The following is a 16,476-nucleotide window of genomic DNA, read 5'->3' as shown; positions in this document are numbered from 1 at the left end:
CGCACTGAGCCTCGCGGCGGGCCGCGCCGGTTTGCCTAACGTCCGGCGCTCCTTTAGAATGCGCGGCTGCCCGGAGAGATGGATGAGTGGTTTAAGTCGCACGCCTGGAAAGCGTGTTCAGGATAATATCCTGACGGGGGTTCGAATCCCCCTCTCTCCGCCAAATCAATGAGTTACTGTTACTGCGCACTACTGCAAGGCACCACAAATAACCGTAAATAACAGCTTTGCCACAATTAAGTGTGGCAAGATTGTGGCAAAAAGTGGTTGCTGGAATTTGTGGTAACTGCGGGTAATTTTTGTAAATTGGAAATCTTAACGTGTCGGCCATCGAATGCTTACGCCTTCTGGAAGCTTAAGTTTTAGATTCGGATCTAGATCCCGATCTGGCAAAATCGTGAGCCAGCCGATAGGAATGCTCCACTCGTTGGCAAGTTGCTTCTTCAGTTTCTCGACCGTAAAGTCCATGGATGACAAACGCCATACTCGCGCGTCTGGGCTATCGTTGTCCTTGTCCTCACTCAGCAGACTGCGTTCCCCAATCGTCAGCGCCTTAACGAGAGGTGGAGCACTCCGCTTAACGCTCAACTTCACGACCACTTCCTGAGGTGCGGTGGAAGGAACAAAAGGAAGCTCGTCACGATACGGTTCAAGCGTCCGTTGGATGAATAGCATTGCGGGCTCGTACTTCTTCACAGTTTGAATAGCCAGCAACTTCTCCAAACACCGTCCCTTGATCTTGCCGGAGCGGAACTCGCCAGCAGCATTGAAGTAGACCTCGAAGAACATTCCGTTCAACATATCGAGCGCCCGCTCGATTGGAATGGAAGCCAACTCCTGACGCAGCTTGTCCAAGAACGCGACCGCCCGATTCTCGTTTCCACATGCGCATTGATATAGATTGCGACCCAGCACAAAGGCTTCGTCAGCACTGACCTTGCTCCAATCGAGTTCTAGTACGGCCACGACGGCCGGATTCTGCTGATACCAGTTGTAGATCTTCATCGCCTTAATGAGATCGGCGATTTTGTTTCCGTTCTTTAGCGGGAAGTCCACATCCGCCTTGGCCTCGTCCGAGTACGAAAAGGCCTGTTTCAAGCGTACACCGGCCTTTCGTAGCTTCTTGATGATGAGTTCGGCCAGGGCAGCGGGCGAACGACCTGCAAGAGCAATGTGTCCTGTTGTCTTCAAGAGACCGGGCACTTCAACGCTCTCATCAAAAAAGGCCGGCAGGATGTATTCGCGGCTTTCGGTGAATGCCCGAGCTTGGGCGCTCTTGCGCTCATGGTTCGTCCACAACTTCTTGCGGTACGCGTCGGAGACGAACATGACAGTGAAGACAGCTCGGTTCTGGTAGACATCGCTCAGGTGCGTGTACAGATCCTTTCCCCACAAATCGACTTCCTCGAACTTGTCGTAAAAGACATCGATGCCTTCGGCTTGCAACGCCCTGGCCACGGCATCGACATACACACGATCTTCGCCGGCAAAGGACAAGGCAACATGAAATTTTTTTGGCACTTCGACAATCTCCCTTATTAATTGACCGCCTTTGGCGGGAGCACTAAATCGTTCTTCGGCCCGCCATTCGGTTCGAGCAAAGCGCGAAGATTCGCCCGTATCGTTGCGGCAACCGCTGATGCCGCCATTCCATGTAGCCGACCAAGCGCTTCGACCACTACCCCCACATCGGCAGGCCTGGAAGGGCGCTCACCCGTCTTTGTGAACGGACCGTCGGTTTCAGTCAACAGCCTGTCAAGCGGAATGATCGCAGTCATCGATGCATGCCGCTCACTTCCCAGCATGGCCGCGTTAATCGAGAAGTAGCACCCGAGTTCGAGAGCCCGCTGTGCCTCTGCTTTACTGCCTGTGAACCAATGTAACACGACCTTGCCTCTGGATTGCGGCAAGAACGATTCGACATGGTCAAGTACCGCCTTCACCGCCCGAACGCTATGAATGGTGATGACTTTGTCCCCCGATTCGGCGCAACGCTGAAGAATGTGTTGAAAAACCTGCTTCTGCAGATCCAAGGACTTATAGAAGCGCGGGCCAGCATCGAGGCCGACCTCTCCAACATAGCGCGTCTCCGACAGGTACCTATCCCACAGTTCAATCTCGGAAGCCCGCTCCGCAACTAGCTGCGGATGCAGTCCGAGCGCCGCCCGAACGTACTTGGTGCGTTGAGCCAGTTCGTGGTTGCGCGGCCAAGCTCGCGGCGTCGTGGTCACCGCCAGGGTGAACACGCCCGCTTCTTCTGCATCCATCACTGCAGCCTGATGATCCGGGTAGAGATCAAGGTGGCAGTGAAGGTCCACGAGACCGTTGCTTGTACTCATCCGTAACTTATCCTGACGTCGTTTCCACGCCCTCTATCAGCTGGGCGACTTCAGCAAGACCACGCTGGTACACGGCGGCAAGTTGATCGAGTCGCAAGGCCTCATCGGCGAGCGACCCGGGCTTATGGATCAGCAATTTTGCCAAGTGCGGTGCCGCGCGGAGGCGCTCTATCGCAAACTGAAATGACCTCACCTGTTGTCCGTTGGATTCGCGCGTGCCCAGCGGGTGGGCTCGCAGGTCCGGCAAGGTGTATGGGGTCGTGTCATTGCCACGCCCCCAGGCAGCATCCAACGCGGCACGACGAATCAGGCACGGCAAACAGTACCCGCACTGTTCGATGCCGCGGCCCTTGATACCAAGGTGGCGAGCATTCGCAGCGTGAGCGCACGATAGCGCATGTGGAGCGAGTGCCTTCAGCAGCGCAGGGTTCGCGCAGGCCGAAGCCATCTCGCCCTTGGTCTTGGCCCAGTACGGGTTCTCGACACGACCGGATATGCCGAGGTGGCTCAAGAGGTCATTCCACCGCGCGATGTAGTACGGATGTGTGGTCCGAGTGCTGTTCGAGCCGAGGCGCAGCGGGTCCAAGGGGACGTTCAATGCGATCAGCCCGTTCTCCGGCACGCGGAGCACGAAATCCGTCTCAAGCCCGGTTCCGGCGAATACGCCGAGTGCGAAAAACAGGAACGAACGCCCGCGCGTTGAGTTCTCGGAACTCACGCCTTGAACCAGGTCAGCCGGAAAGAGCATCCAAACTCTGAGGCGATCAAAGGCAGCTGCGCTGAAGTGCTTTTTCAGTGCGGTGAAGAGCACATTCTGAGCATCGCTGGTCGCGCCTTCTCCCGCATGGCTTACTAGCAATGGTGTGCGACCCTCTTCCAAGAGGTCGATGGCTCCAATCAGGCTATCCAAGCCGCCAGAGAAGAGGCTGACCGCATCAAAGACCGGGGGCAACAGCGTTGCTGGTGGTGTGATGATTTCAGCGAAACGTTCGGGACGTTGACGAAAGCCAATCGTCCAGCGATCCCCTGTCAGAAAATCCAACGTTCGCTTCACCGTCTGCGCGGCACCATTCCACCGATTGGGGTCGCTCACGGGCACGACAAGACGGATTTCGCGCGTCCAAGAATCTTGTGACTGTTCAGCCCTGGAGATGCGCGTGTCGGCAGCATGCACGTGCGCGGCAAGCACTAGCAAGTCCAACCCGATCTCTGTGGGGTGCACTCCCAGAGCCTTCAAACTGGTCAGCGCCCCGCCAATGCCGTGGTCAAGCGATTTTTCGCCGGCCACGAGTTGCAGGTCAGTCACCTGTTCATCGGACGCACCGGGAATTGAAATTTGATCGTCGGGACCATACCGGCCCACAAGAAGGTGTCGATTCATTGGTCTGCCTCCGCGTCTCCGAGTGCTTGCAAGATGCCAAAGGCACGTTCATAAACCGTGTCGACAAATGCGTGCACGCGGTCCTGCGTGAGATTTGGTGTTTCAGCACGCGCGGCCGTCAAAGCATCACTAACGCCATTGCGGATGAAGTCGCGCAGCTGGCTCTGAACACGCAGCGCTACCTGCGGGTCGGCCGGCGCGGTGACCAGCTTGGTACCGATGTCATTGCACAGTCGGGCTTCGATTGCGTGGGTTGCGTACAACTCGAAAACCGTTTGCATCTGGTCAGAGCTGAGCGTATCGAGGTCGGTCACGCCCAACGTACTCAGGTCCACAATCGTTTCGATGAACGCCTCCCTTGCAATACCTTCGTCGACCGTACCCGCGTTCGGGCAGATGTAGTCGGCCAACCCCATGAATACTTCATCGATCGGGCGGCCCGCCAGCCCTTCGAGATCCAAAGAGCGCAACGCCTCGGTTGCGCCGCGCGCCTGTACGTCCGCTAGGAAGCCGAGCAGCCGGGCGCCGGAGCCACGCGAGGCGCCCATGCGCTGAGCCGCCTGCCGCGCCCCACCCGAGGACTTGGATACATACCCTGAGACCGCGCGCCCTAAGCTCGCACGATCGCCGCCACCAGAGTGCGCGAAGCGGGTGAAATTGCTGCGCGGCGCGGTGAACCGACTACTGTCTGCCGGCGTCGGAATAGCCGGTCGAACTGGCGGCGCCGGTGGCAGTGGCGCGGGACTGGCCGGATCATCTGCTGGTGCCCCTGTGGGTGGAATAGCGGATGGGGCCGGCCCGCCCGCATCATCGTCCGAACCGAGCCATGATGGAACGAGCGGCGTGCCTCCTCCCGGTCCGTCGTATGCTGTTGAGGTTCCCACTATCTGCCTCCCTTTTGTGTCTTATTCGCAGCCTCGGCAGCGGCCCTTAGCATCTTGTTGTCGGACTGCGTTGCCCACCCGACGACCAACTGAGCCATTCGCGCCTGCGCATCAGCGTCCTTGAGTGCCCCTTGCCAGCCACTGACCACCCAAGGACCACATCGACCGGTTGGTAGCGCTTGCAGAAAATCAACCAGGCTTCCCTGCAGGCTCGGTTGCGCCCTCACCAGCACAACAATGCCGTCTACCCCGGCAGGTTGCGTGTCAAAGCTGTCCCCGCTCACGATCTTGGCCCGGACAGCTTCAAACAGCTTCGCCGCTTCCGGTTGAGCAAGTTGCTTCAGCTCGGACTCCAATCCCTGGACGGAGATCTTGGGACCAAGCAATTTCTCCGCGACCGCCGCCAAATGACCAAGCACCGAAGCTGGCCCGAAGTAGTCCTTCTTGTCCTTGGTCGCGAACAGGTACGGTCGTAGATCGATGTCCGCCACGGGAGGCAGCACCCGAGCCCAAGCAAGGATGGCCTCTGACGACTTCCATTCCGCGAGTAACGCGCTCTCTGATTTGGTTTGCACCGCGCCACTTTTGGCCTCTGTCGCATCCGCCCGCTTGGTCTTCTCGGGTGATCTGGAGCTCTCGGGCGTGTCGACCTTTTCCAACATCACCAGATCCGCGCAGTGCCCCTTCGAATCTGTCACCGCAACAGTAGCGATCTGATCGAACAGACTGGGTAGAAACCGCTCAGCGAGCATCAATTTCGCCAGCACTGGCAGCTTGATTTCCTCGCCAAAACCACGAGCCTCAGCCATCTTCTGCCGCAGCAACAGCGTGTTAAGGAATCGCTTGATCTGCCGCGGGTTGCCTTTGGCGCCGCTGGCCAAAATCGGACCGATCTGATCACTCAGGATCAGAGCGTTGTGTGCCTTGTTGGCATTCTGACCAAGCGCAGCACTTACTGCCGCAGCGTCCAGCGGTGCACTCTCCCACGGTCGTTTCAGTCGTGTTCGCGCAGCCTTGATCAGTTCACCGTATCCGGGATCTTCTTCACCCAACTCGGCCCCTGCCAGAAGAAGGGTGACATAGATGCGAGTCTCCGTCTCGCCCAAGGCCGGAATGCGAAAAGGAATCTGGATCAGCTTCTCAAGATAGTTGCGAGCATAGTCGCGCGGACCCGTGGTGTCCGGCAAGTCCGGAAAGTGCTTGCGCACCGCATACTCGATCATGGCCTCATCAGCGGCCACCACAAATGCGGTACGGGCCGTGAATACGAACAGCCGTATCGCTTCGAGCGTCTCGATCGCCGTATCTGGCAAGCACCGATCAAGGTCATCGATAAGCACCACAAGCTGATCAACGCCTGCTTCCTTCAACAAGTTGTCGAAAGCCTTACGAAATGCCTCGACTTCCTCGGGGACGTTTTTGGATTCTGACGGCTTCAATACAGCCTTCACCCCCTCGATCGCGGAACTGAGGTTATCCTTGGTCGCGAGCTGACCAGGGTTTGACAGTATCCCTTCGAGACCGCCCACAATCGCGCCGATCTGATCAGGCGTTGGGATGCCCGTGAAGGCTGTCAATGCCAAGCCACCCGCGTTCTTCGCGACCTTCAGCCAGTCGATCCGCTTGAAGACGTCTTTGACTGCACCAGCGGCCTTGCTCAGCGCAGGTCTCTTTTCGACAAGCCCCGTAACGATGCCTTCGATCAGGGCGATCTTCGCGTCCTCGAACCCCTGGAATCGCCAACCGTTGAACTTGAGGCACAGGACATCGTCAAAGTTGGCGAAACCCGCATCGATCATTTCGAGCACGCTGGACTTGCCTGCACCCCAATCTCCGTGTACCCCGATCGTTACGGGATGTTCGGGCTTTGCGCGAAGCAGCCCGATGATCGTGGTGGCGATGGCCTCGTTATTCAGCAGATCAACCTTTGTTTCGTTGTCAGCAAGAATCATTGAATCTCTTCTTTATATAAAATCAAATTGGCACTAGTAAATTGTAGGTTGCAAATCTATTTCATATATTAACTTCTGGTTGATCTAGTAAGAAATACTATTTATTAGTACTCTCAATTCTTGCCGTTTCCGGATTAAAGACAGTATTCTCTAATTCATTATTCGTTATTAGGTTGACCGCTTCATCAATCACCTGCAACGGCACCAAAAACCACTCCCTTGGCTTCACTTCCTGCCCAAACCGGTCTTCAATGCTGATGTCGATCTGTGCTGCGGCAAACAGGCGATGAAATAGGTGTTCGAGTTTGGTTCGGTTGATGTTGTGCAGTTTCCAGGTGGCGACGATTTCCACGCCGGCCATGAGGTAGGTAGGGTCGTGTTCCGCGCCCGAGATGCGGGTTTCGACTTTGCCGCCGGTGACGCCGATTTTGTGGATCAGTTCGCGGTGTTCGGTGATGAATGGGTGGGTGGACAAGCTGCGCAGGACGTAGATGGTGCCGCTTTCAATGTCCTCGGGTTCGACTTCGCTAGCGAACAGGGGCCCCAAGTCCGTGTCGGTCAGGCGTCGGCCATTTTCATCTTTGTACAATGCACGTTGCAGTGATCGCCGTAACAGGTTGCTTTCGGTGCCGTTGGCGTAGATGACGCGCATGCGGGCATCGCTTTCCCCATTCGGCGCGGTAAAGTCTTCACCCATTTCTGCCACCAGGGCAATCTGGCCGCCGACGATGAAGAAATTGCCGACTTGTATGCTGGTATCCTTACCGAAACGCACGGCTTTGCGGATGCCGCTATGCAGTTCCTGTTCGGCTTGCTGGAATCGGGCCTTGTATTGCTCAAAATCCTTGCATGGGTTACGGTCGGCAATTTCTTCTGCGGCGCGTTTTTCGGCTACAGAGCGCACGTACTTTAAAACGGTGATGCTGTTTTCTTCACTGTCTTTGGCATCCACCCCCAGTTCGGCCAGTAGGGAGTCTTCGTCCAGTTCTGCCGGATTGATCGTCTGCGCGGTGCCTGCCAGCAGGCCGGGTGTATCCAGTTCAGCCAACAAGGTGGCGGCTTCGGGCAGTTTGCGTATCTGTTCCAGACGCACGGCGTACATGCGTTCAAAGATATCCTTGTCGTTTCCGTGTTGGGGAATGCGGCCCTGTGTTTGCCAAAAACGCAGGATATCTTCAAACCCGGCGATGATGCGTTCTTCGCGCGGGGTATGAGTCGCTGATTTGACTGGTGTGATGTCGATGCCCAAGGCTTCCAGCAGTTCATCATCATCCATTGTTGACTTCTCCTTGCGCGGCTTTGGCTTTTGCCCGGAAACGTGCAAATGCGGCAACGCCTTCGGCCATGCGTTTCTCCCATGGGTCAGCGGCGTTGATGTCGGGCAGGCGGCCGCGTTCTTTTTTGAACAGCAAGGCACGTTGGGCGAGTTCGCGTGCTTCGTCTTCCGGGATGGCGATTTTTTTGGTGGCAATGCTGTCTTGCACTTGGCGCAGGGTTTTTTCGTCCATGGTTTTGGCCAGCACGGCATAGGCGGCTTCAAACGGGTTGATGCGGTCAATCAGGTCGATGTCCAAGTCGCGCACATTGACGAATTTGCGCACGCCTTCCAGCAATGAGGTGTTGCCTTGTGCCGCATTGCTGCCGTTGGCATCGGCTTCCGCCAGCTTCAGCTTGGCTTGCTGGGTGATGTTCATGGCAGCAATGACATGCTGGCGCACGGTCTCCTGATCGACTGGGCTCAGTTCCGGGTAGCGTTCGCGCACGATTTTGCCCATGCGTATCTGGGTCAATTCTTCCGGGAAGGTGTTTTCCTGATCAAACAAGCCGCGTTCCAGCACGGTTTTGTCCTGCAAAAAGCTGGTGACCACTTCATTCAGGTCTTCGCGGCAAATGCGGGTGGCTTCCGGGGTTTGTGGCGTACCAATACCATTCACTTCAACATGATATTGCCCGGTGGCTTCATTGACGCCGACATTGGTTTTGCCAACTTGGTAGCCTTCCGGGCCATAATCAAAGCCTTCTTTCGGCCCGGTGTCTTTCGGGGTGAATTCATATCGTGGTGCCAGCACTTGTTCCATGAGCAGGCTGGCGGAAATGGCTTTGAGCATGTCGTTGACCGCTTCAGCCACGGCGGCTTGTTCGGCGGTGGGCTCGGCAATCAGGTTGGTGAAGCGCGCGCGTTCTTTGCCGTTGGCGTCACGGGTGGCGCGGCCAATGATTTGCACGATTTCGGTCAGGCTGCTGCGGTAGCCGATGGTGAGCGCATGTTCGCACCAGATCCAGTCGAAGCCTTCCTTGGCCATGCCCAACGCAATGATGATGTCCACATGGTCGCGGTTGTTTTTCTGTGCGGGGTCTTTGAGCGCAGCCAGAATGCGTGATCGTCTGCCCTGATCGCTGTCATCCACTAGGTCAGCCACTTTGAGGATGCGGTTGTCATGGGTTTGCAGCAAGTGAAAGCCGGTTACGGGGTCAATGCCCTGCCAGTTGCCCAGCGCGGTCATGATGTCGTTGACCTCGCGTTCCTTGTCTTGCAGGCTTTCACGCGAATTGACACTGGGGATGTGGATGATGGTTTTCAGCGCCGGGTTCAGTACCTTGGGCACAGCATCCACATAACGCCCGGTATAAAAGAAGTAACCAATGTCCAGCGATTTGAGCCACTGGTAACCATTGAGCTGTTCGTAGTAGGTGTACGTCACCGTTTCAAACCGGGCTTCGTCGGCAGATGTCAGCACGGCCACGCTGTCGCCACGGAAGTATGAACCGGTCATGGCCACCATGTGCACCTTGTCGCGGGCAATGAAATCACCCAGTTGGCTGCCCAGCTTGTTGTCCGGGTTGCTGGAAACATGGTGAAATTCATCAATGGCAATCAGGCGGTTGTCAAACGCTTCAATGCCCAGTTCTTCCACAGCAAAGCGGAACGTGGCGTGGGTACAAACCAAGGTTTGATCCGCGCTCGCCAGAAAGCGTCGCACGGCATCCACCTTGGATTTTGCCACACGCGGCTCGTCCACGCCGGGGGCATCGCACAGATTCCATTGGGGTTGTACTGACCAGTCCCAGTAAAAACCGTACTGGCTCAAGGGTTCATCAGCAAAACTGCCACCGATAGAGCGTTCCGGAACCACGATGATGGCTTGTTGCAAACCCTGGTTGTTGAGCTTGTCCAGCGCAATGAACATCAGCGCGCGCGATTTGCCGGAGGCTGGAGGCGACTTGATCAGTAAATACTGCTCGCCGCGTTTGGCGTAGGCGCGTTCCTGCATGGTGCGCATGCCCAGCGCATTGGCCTTGCTCGATGCCCCGGTGCGTGCAGTGGCGATGGAAACCGCTGGCACGGTGAAGGTGTTGGTTGGGTTGTTATCCGTTTTCATCCGTTTCCATCCGTTTCCATCCGATTTTGATATTTTAAGTGTTGCAAAATTGGCATGTGTTGGTTTGTATTTTTGCGTGCATGGCATGATGATGCTGTTTTGATGGATCGTGTCATGCCAGCGCTTTTAGATAATTTACAAATGCGGTGCATATAATCAAAAAATACTTTGCATCGTCTATGGTCAAATTCGGCTCATTCATTAATGCATGACGGATTCCATTGGCGTCACTGGTATATGCATAAAGTTTTGTATATCCGTCGCTTAATGCACCGTGCAACTTACTGGAGTTTTTAAGTTTTAACAGGGCTTGTGCCAGAGTGGCTTGGTCATCATCACAAATTATCTTTGCAACTGACTCAACTGCTGAAATGGATTCTTTAATAGAATTTCGATAATCAGGGTTCTGTTTGTTGCTGAGGTGGCTAATCGCGGTCGCAATATGGGATGCTGCATGTGAAAATTTATCCTTGTTGGCCAGCACTTCCTCCAATGCGGAAATTTCATGCTCATTTGTAATGGGAACGATCTGCTGATTGATTACACGATAAGCTGCTAATTTTATAGCAAGATCTTTATTCACACTTTTACCAAGCTCTTGTCCTGTATAATCCGTTTCAATAAAGAACTCCAAAAAATCATATACTTCGTGCCACTTTGCTTTAAAAAAATACTGGCGAATTATTTCTACAGCATTAGTATAATCATTTTCGGGATAGCCAGGATAGATCGGGATCTCGTCGACGGGTTTGTTCCAGTATGTATGCCAAACTGCCTGTAGTAATCTCAATATGTCGGATTGACTCGAAAACCATACTAGAAAATCATTCCACAACACATTCCGCAGTTCATCAGGCATGGATTCGGGCCTGAGATTAGCGGGTAATGGGGTAATGCCCTGGCGTTGACTGAATTTCATTCCAGCATGTCTCCTGTGGTGCCGGTATCGCCTGCCAGTTCGCGCTCAATTTGTTCGATACTGGGCAGGCTGGTTTGCAGTTCGGCTGGTAGGGATTCGAGCAGTTTGTATTCGGCAATGCCCATAGGTTGGGTCTTATCGCCCAGAGCATATTCGGCCACGATTTTGTTTTTGCTTTTGCATAGTAGGAGGCCAATGGTGGGGTTGTCATGTTCGTTTTTGATCTGGCGATCCACGGCGGTCAGATAAAATCCAAGCTGGCCCAAGTGTTCGGGTTTGAATTTTCCGCTCTTGAGTTCGATCACCACGTAGCAGCGCAATTTCAGGTGATAGAACACAGGTCGATGAAAAAATCGTCACCACCGACATCCAGCAGCACCTGCTGCCCGACAAAGGCAAAGCCCGCGCCCAACTCCAGCAGAAATTCGGTGACATGCTTTACCAAGGCGTTTTCGATTTCGCGCTCGCCTGTCTCGCGGCCGAGTCCGAGAAAGTCCAGGCGGTACGGGTCTTTCAATGACTCGCGGGCAAGATCGGACTGTGGTTTGGGCAAGCGGGTTTCGAAGTTGGTGACGGCCTTGCCTGTGCGTTCCAGCAAACGGGTTTCGATATGGATGTTCAGCACATTGCGCGACCAGCCGTGCGTGATGGCGCTCTGGGCATAGGCCAAGCGCTGGTGCGAATCTTTCAGGCGGGTGAGTAACACCAGGTTGTGCCCCCAGGGCAATTGTCCAACAGCCTGTTGGACAATTGCTGCATCCGGCCATGCCTCGGCAAAAGCCCGCATGTACATCAGGTTGGCGCGGGAAAATCCCTTCATCTCGGGAAAGGCGGCGTGCAAATCCTGCGCCAGTCGCTCGATTACTTTCGCCCCCCAGCCTTGCTCAGCCTGTCGCGTCAAAATGTCGCGCCCAATTTGCCAATACAGCAGCACTAGCTCACGGTTGACCGCCAGCGTGGCACGCTGCTGTGCGGTGTGAATGCGCGCTTTGAGATCGGCCAGCCAGTCGGCATAGCCAACGGGTGGTGAAGTCAGGCTGACAGGCGTATTGCTCATGCGTTTTTTCTCTTGATTGTCTTCTTGTCGGGCTTGGTCGTCGCTGTCATTTTCATCTGTTGTTGATTTTTCTTACGCAACCAATTTTTCCTATGAATAATCTCGTGCTGGCACGCATTACTGTTTTCCAATGACTGTAGCAGTATACTATTCGAGGCATCATATACATACGAGGGTCAGGGATGGAGTTTAAAAATGTTTGTATCAAAAATGAAGATATTTTACTTTTTTCTCGTCTTTACACGGAGTTTGATTGTGCGCCTTTGATTGAAACGCACGAGTTGGCGAGTCTGGCAAAAGGGATTATGCGTATCAAATGGAGGCAATCAAGGACATCGTGGATTATATCGTCGGCTTTATAATTGTTTGCGGTTGCATTCCACGTTATGGAAGCGCTGATTAACTTCATTACAGTTTTCACGGGCGTTTTTGTCGGACAGTGCATCAGCTCTGTATGGATTAATGGGTAGTGCGGAGGACGGAGAAATGGCGCGTAAAGATGGCGTGTGCGCTGAATCAGCGTTGAGTGTGGTCTGGTTCCGTGATGACTTGCGCTTGACAGATCACCCTGCGTTGCATGCAGCCTTGAAACAAGGCGCAGCCATTTTGATTTATATTGCATCTGATCGTCAAATCGATGCGGAAGGTGCGGCTGCCCGTTGGTGGCGACATCGCAGTCTGGAGGCATTGTCGCAGTCAATCTGTGCCTTGGGTGGCCGCCTCATTGTGCGTCGTGGCGAGGCGTTGGACGTATTGCGTGCACTGATTACAGAAACGAATGCGGGAACGGTGATGTGGAATCGACGCTTGCAACCTGCTGCCATGGCGGAAGATACACGCATTAAAGCAGCGCTACGCGCTGAGGGTGTGGTGGTCAAATCGTTTCCGGGTAATGTCTTGCACGAGGCGTGGCAAATTATGACGCAACAAGCCAAGCCTTATAAGGTGTTTACCCCTTATTGGAAAGCCATTGTTGCGGCAGGGCTGGATATGGATGTATTGCCAGCACCGACGCATCTGACTAAAGTGAACGACGATATTCCCAGTTTGTCGATTCGTGAGTTGGGGTATCAGCCACGCATTCCTTGGGATAAAGGTTTTGTTTGGACACCCGGTGAATTGGGCGCGCAACGGTGTTTGACACAATTCATGCCGAAGATGGCGGCGTATTCAGACGCACGCGATATGCTGGCGGGTGAAGGTGTCTCGAAGTTATCCCCGCATTTGCATTTTGGGGAGATTTCACCGCGTCAAGCACTGGCCGCCATTACGCAATATTATGGTTGCGTCCTGGCGCCTTCGGGTGTTGCATCGTATGTGCGTGAATTAGGTTGGCGTGAATTCGCGCAATATCTGTTGTACCATTTCCCATACACGGTCACACAAGCCTTGGATACGCGTTTTGAAGCATTTCCTTGGCGCCATGCCCCGGATGATTTGCGCGCTTGGCAACGTGGTCAGACGGGTATTCCTGTGGTGGATGCGGCGATGCGCTGCTTGTGGCAAACGGGGTGGATGCATAATCGCGCCAGAATGATCGTGGCTTCATTTTTGACTAAAAATTTGCTGATTGATTGGCGACATGGTGCGGCGTGGTTTATGGATACCTTGGTCGATGCGGACTTGGGATCAAACACTGCGGGTTGGCAATGGACGGCAGGTTCAGGTGCCGATGCTGCGCCGTATTTTCGTATATTTAATCCTGTGTTACAGGCTGAGAAATATGACAGTGATGGTGTGTTTATTCGAACATGGTTGCCAGAGCTTGCACGCTTGAACGGTAAAGATTTATTCGCGCCGTGGCTTGCCAATCCAAACGCATTGCGTGCGGCAGATGTTCGACTGGGTGAAAACTATCCATATCCCATTGTTGATCTGGCCAGTAGTCGTACCCGTGCATTGAATGCGTTGGAAAGTATGAAAAGTATTAACCAGGAGTGAGCTGAGGTGAGAAGTGGTTCGGTTTGTTTGAACAATTTTCAGCGATTTCAAGTGGAATCCCTGCCGGGTTTTACGCTTCATCAATGTACGCACACGCGTACGGCCAGTGACGAAATGCTCACGAACCAATGTATCCCGCAACTGGCGTGATCCCGTAAATGGGTATTCCAGATGCAGTTCGTCCATGCGCCGCATCGGTGTCAGCTCATCCTTGCAAACCGGACGGGGTGCATAGTAAACGGCTGCTTCCGCTGATTCCAAACAGTCTGACCTGACGACTGACGGAAAGCTTGTGGTTGACGGCAATTATCTTTTTGCAGGGGGTTACCCTTGGGCCGCTTCTGTATCAATTTCCGCCATCGAAATAGTGGAACCATGCCCTCATGTCAGTAATATGCGAGCGCGCGTAAATACAGGTGGTGGATTGGCGGAAAAACAGCAAGGTGATCTGGTTGGTGTAACCGGCAATCTCTGTCTGGCAGATGTCTTGTTCGGCAAGCCATGCCATTGGAGCGCGTGAATTTATCCAGACGCCAGCTACCATGCGGGGTTGTGCCAGCGCAGAGGTGACGCGGTTGGTGATATCGGGGGGTAGTATCGGTTGGGATTGGTGTGTGTCATCGGGATAAAAGCTGGCGGTTTGGCGGGTGCCGTGGTTGGCCAACATTTGCCAGGCATTGGCAAGGTTGATCAGGTTGCCGGTGACGGCGGGAGTGGAGGTATTGCTGGTTTGCAGGTTGAGTGATTGCAGGAAATTTTTCCAGCCCGTTTGGTCGATTTGTTGCCAGATGCGCCATGCCGCCGGATATTGTGCGTTGGCAAGTGCGGTGTCGAAATCGATTGGATTGTCGGGCGCTGGCGCCAGCGGGGCGCTGATGAAGGCTAATGGCGCGTCGTTTTCAACGGCGTCTGCCGTGGAGGTGCCGGTATTGAGGGCGAATGCGTAAAGTAGTGGTTGCGCCAGTGCGGTGACGGTAATGGGTTGTTCAAACGGGGATGGCATGGTGCTGGGGTATTGGCTGGCGTAGGCGAGAATTTTGCCGCTGGCATTGTCGAGTATGATGACGGCGCCGCTTTGGTTGGGTAAGGATGTCGTGTTGCGATGCGTCATTTGATAGACCATGCGATGCGCTGTTTGTTGTAGCCGTATATCGAGGCTGCTGGTGAGAGTCTCGCCGGGTTGGTGCAGGAGGGCATGGGCGGCGTCATTGGCGATCCCGGCAGGGAATAGTGTTGGCGGCGTGCTGAGATGTTGCGTCACCAGTATGCGGATGCGATGGCAGGTGGCGGATGGTTCGCCCATGCGTTGCGCCAGGTGACAGGCGCGCCAGATAACCGTGTCGGGTTTGGCGTTTGGTCCGCGCAACAGGGCGGCCAGAATGGCGGATTGTGCTGTGTCGAGCTGATCGGGTGAGGTGGCAAACAGCCCTTGCGCTGCTGCGTGGATGCCGGTCAGTCCGGCGCGCAGGGGAGCCAGATTCAGGTACGCTTCCAGAATCTGCGCTTTGTTCCAGTGTTTTTCCAGTGCGGAGGCGGCATGAATTTGCCGCCATTTCTGGTCGAGAGTGCGTCCACCCTGATGGCGGCGCAGGTCAGGGTCGAGCAGTCCGACCAGTTGCATGCTGAGGGTGGATGCGCCGCGATGGGTGCTGTAGCGCAGATTTTCCCAAGTGGCGCCGAGAACGGCTTGCCAGTCTACGCCGTGATGCGCATAAAAGCGATGATCTTCCGATATCAGGACGGCTTTTTGCATGGCGAGCGAGAGCTGGGCAAGCGGCACCCAAGCGAGACGGTTTTGGTCGGGCAGCAGGCGAATGGCTTGCAGAAACCGGTTGTCGTGATCGCGCAGAACAGCCCATGATGAAGGGTGTCCGGTGCGGATCACATCGAAATCGGGTGGCGTGGCAGCGTATGCCGCAGTGTACCAGAAGGCGGCGATGAGGAAGATCCATCGTAAAAAGAACCATCGTAAAAAGAATCGCTGATTCATCCTGTTCCATTTCATCCTGGCTGCGCGCGCGACGTTTTTTGACAGGCTGCTAGCCTGCAAGGGCGTCCGAACATTCCTTTATCAAGCTGGAACCTCGGTAAATAAGACCGGTGTAGAGTTGAACCAGTTGCGCGCCAGCTGCCTGTTTTTCCTGGGCATCGCGGGCGTTCAAAATGCCGCCTGCGCCGATGATGGGTAATTCTCCAGCCAGTGCCTGTGCCAGTTGCCGGATGACGTGGGTGGAGAGTGCAGTCAATGGCGCGCCGGACAGTCCGCCGGTTTCTTCGGCATGGGGCAGGTGTTCGACCCCGGTTCGGGACAGTGTGGTATTGGTGGCGATGACGGCATCCATGCGGTGCAGGCGCAGTTGGTCGGCCAAGTGCCGGATGGCGTTGTCATCCAGGTCGGGAGCAATTTTGATGGCTAACGGCACATAACGGCCATGCTGGTCGGCCAGACGGGTTTGTGTGGCTTTCAGACCGGCGAGCAGTTGACCGATGGCGTCGCCCGCTTGCAGTTCGCGCAAGTGACTGGTGTTGGGGGAAGAGATGTTGATGGTGATGTAGCTTGCGTGTGGATAGACGGCGCTAAGCGCTGTTTGGTAATCTTCGGCGGCGTTCTGAATGGGCGTCG

11 protein-coding genes, 1 tRNA gene and 1 pseudogene are annotated in these 16,476 nt (G+C 54.9%); 2 read left to right on the top strand and 11 right to left on the bottom strand.

Annotated elements, in window-relative coordinates; genetic code table 11:
* Positions 1–72: 72 nt before the first annotated feature.
* A tRNA-Ser gene (locus M7R55_RS08325) sits at positions 73–163 on the top strand.
* A 152-nt stretch (positions 164–315) separates the two neighbouring features.
* On the opposite strand, the gene M7R55_RS08320 is transcribed toward M7R55_RS08325, so the two are convergent.
* The 9 genes and pseudogenes from M7R55_RS08320 to M7R55_RS08280 form a co-directional block, all read right to left on the bottom strand.
* Positions 316–1,521, bottom strand: coding sequence for a TIR domain-containing protein (locus M7R55_RS08320; RefSeq protein WP_298219948.1), 1,206 nt, complete (start codon positions 1,519–1,521; stop codon positions 316–318).
* A gap of 17 nt (positions 1,522–1,538) precedes the next feature.
* Positions 1,539–2,339, bottom strand: a complete 801-nt coding sequence (gene qatD / locus M7R55_RS08315; RefSeq protein ID WP_298219947.1) for a Qat anti-phage system TatD family nuclease QatD — start codon at positions 2,337–2,339, stop codon at positions 1,539–1,541.
* Between the two features lie 7 nt (positions 2,340–2,346).
* Positions 2,347–3,720 (bottom strand): Qat anti-phage system QueC-like protein QatC, encoded by a 1,374-nt coding sequence (gene qatC / locus M7R55_RS08310; protein ID WP_298219946.1) that lies wholly within the window; start codon positions 3,718–3,720, stop codon positions 2,347–2,349.
* The gene (gene qatB / locus M7R55_RS08305) at positions 3,717–4,604 is read right to left on the bottom strand and encodes a Qat anti-phage system associated protein QatB (RefSeq protein WP_298219945.1); all 888 of its coding nucleotides are present in this window, start codon (positions 4,602–4,604) and stop codon (positions 3,717–3,719) included. Before qatB ends, qatC begins: the two co-directional genes overlap by 4 nt.
* Positions 4,604–6,556, bottom strand: coding sequence for a Qat anti-phage system ATPase QatA (gene qatA, locus M7R55_RS08300; RefSeq protein WP_298219944.1), 1,953 nt, complete (start codon positions 6,554–6,556; stop codon positions 4,604–4,606). The genes qatB and qatA overlap by 1 nt, the downstream gene beginning before the upstream one ends.
* A gap of 97 nt (positions 6,557–6,653) precedes the next feature.
* Entirely contained in the window at positions 6,654–7,832 is a 1,179-nt protein-coding gene (locus M7R55_RS08295; protein WP_298219943.1) for a GIY-YIG nuclease family protein, read from the bottom strand.
* Entirely contained in the window at positions 7,825–9,936 is a 2,112-nt protein-coding gene (locus M7R55_RS08290; protein WP_298219942.1) for a DEAD/DEAH box helicase, read from the bottom strand. Before M7R55_RS08290 ends, M7R55_RS08295 begins: the two co-directional genes overlap by 8 nt.
* A gap of 112 nt (positions 9,937–10,048) precedes the next feature.
* Entirely contained in the window at positions 10,049–10,855 is an 807-nt protein-coding gene (locus tag M7R55_RS08285; RefSeq protein ID WP_298219941.1) for an AbiJ-NTD4 domain-containing protein, read from the bottom strand.
* Positions 10,852–11,912 (bottom strand): annotated as a pseudogene (locus tag M7R55_RS08280) (PDDEXK nuclease domain-containing protein). The gene M7R55_RS08285 and the pseudogene M7R55_RS08280 overlap by 4 nt, the downstream one beginning before the upstream one ends.
* 486 nt (positions 11,913–12,398) lie before the next feature.
* Between M7R55_RS08280 and M7R55_RS08275 the strand changes: the two are divergent.
* Positions 12,399–13,853: a deoxyribodipyrimidine photo-lyase gene (locus M7R55_RS08275; protein ID WP_298219940.1), complete on the top strand. Its 1,455-nt coding sequence runs from the start codon at positions 12,399–12,401 to the stop codon at positions 13,851–13,853.
* A 346-nt stretch (positions 13,854–14,199) separates the two neighbouring features.
* Here M7R55_RS08275 and M7R55_RS08270 read toward each other — a convergent pair whose 3' ends face one another.
* Both M7R55_RS08270 and pyrD read right to left on the bottom strand, forming a co-directional pair.
* Positions 14,200–15,843: a transglycosylase domain-containing protein gene (locus M7R55_RS08270; protein ID WP_298219939.1), complete on the bottom strand. Its 1,644-nt coding sequence runs from the start codon at positions 15,841–15,843 to the stop codon at positions 14,200–14,202.
* Positions 15,844–15,892: 49 nt separating this feature from the next.
* On the bottom strand, positions 15,893–16,476 hold a 584-nt coding region (pyrD, locus tag M7R55_RS08265; RefSeq protein ID WP_298219938.1), incomplete at its 5' end, for a dihydroorotate dehydrogenase (quinone).

The sequence above is a fragment of the Halothiobacillus sp. genome, assembly GCF_027346185.1.
Lineage (GTDB): Bacteria > Pseudomonadota > Gammaproteobacteria > Halothiobacillales > Halothiobacillaceae > Halothiobacillus.
The sequence above is the reverse complement of the archived record's forward strand: the minus strand, read 5'-3'. Positions and strand labels throughout refer to the sequence as shown.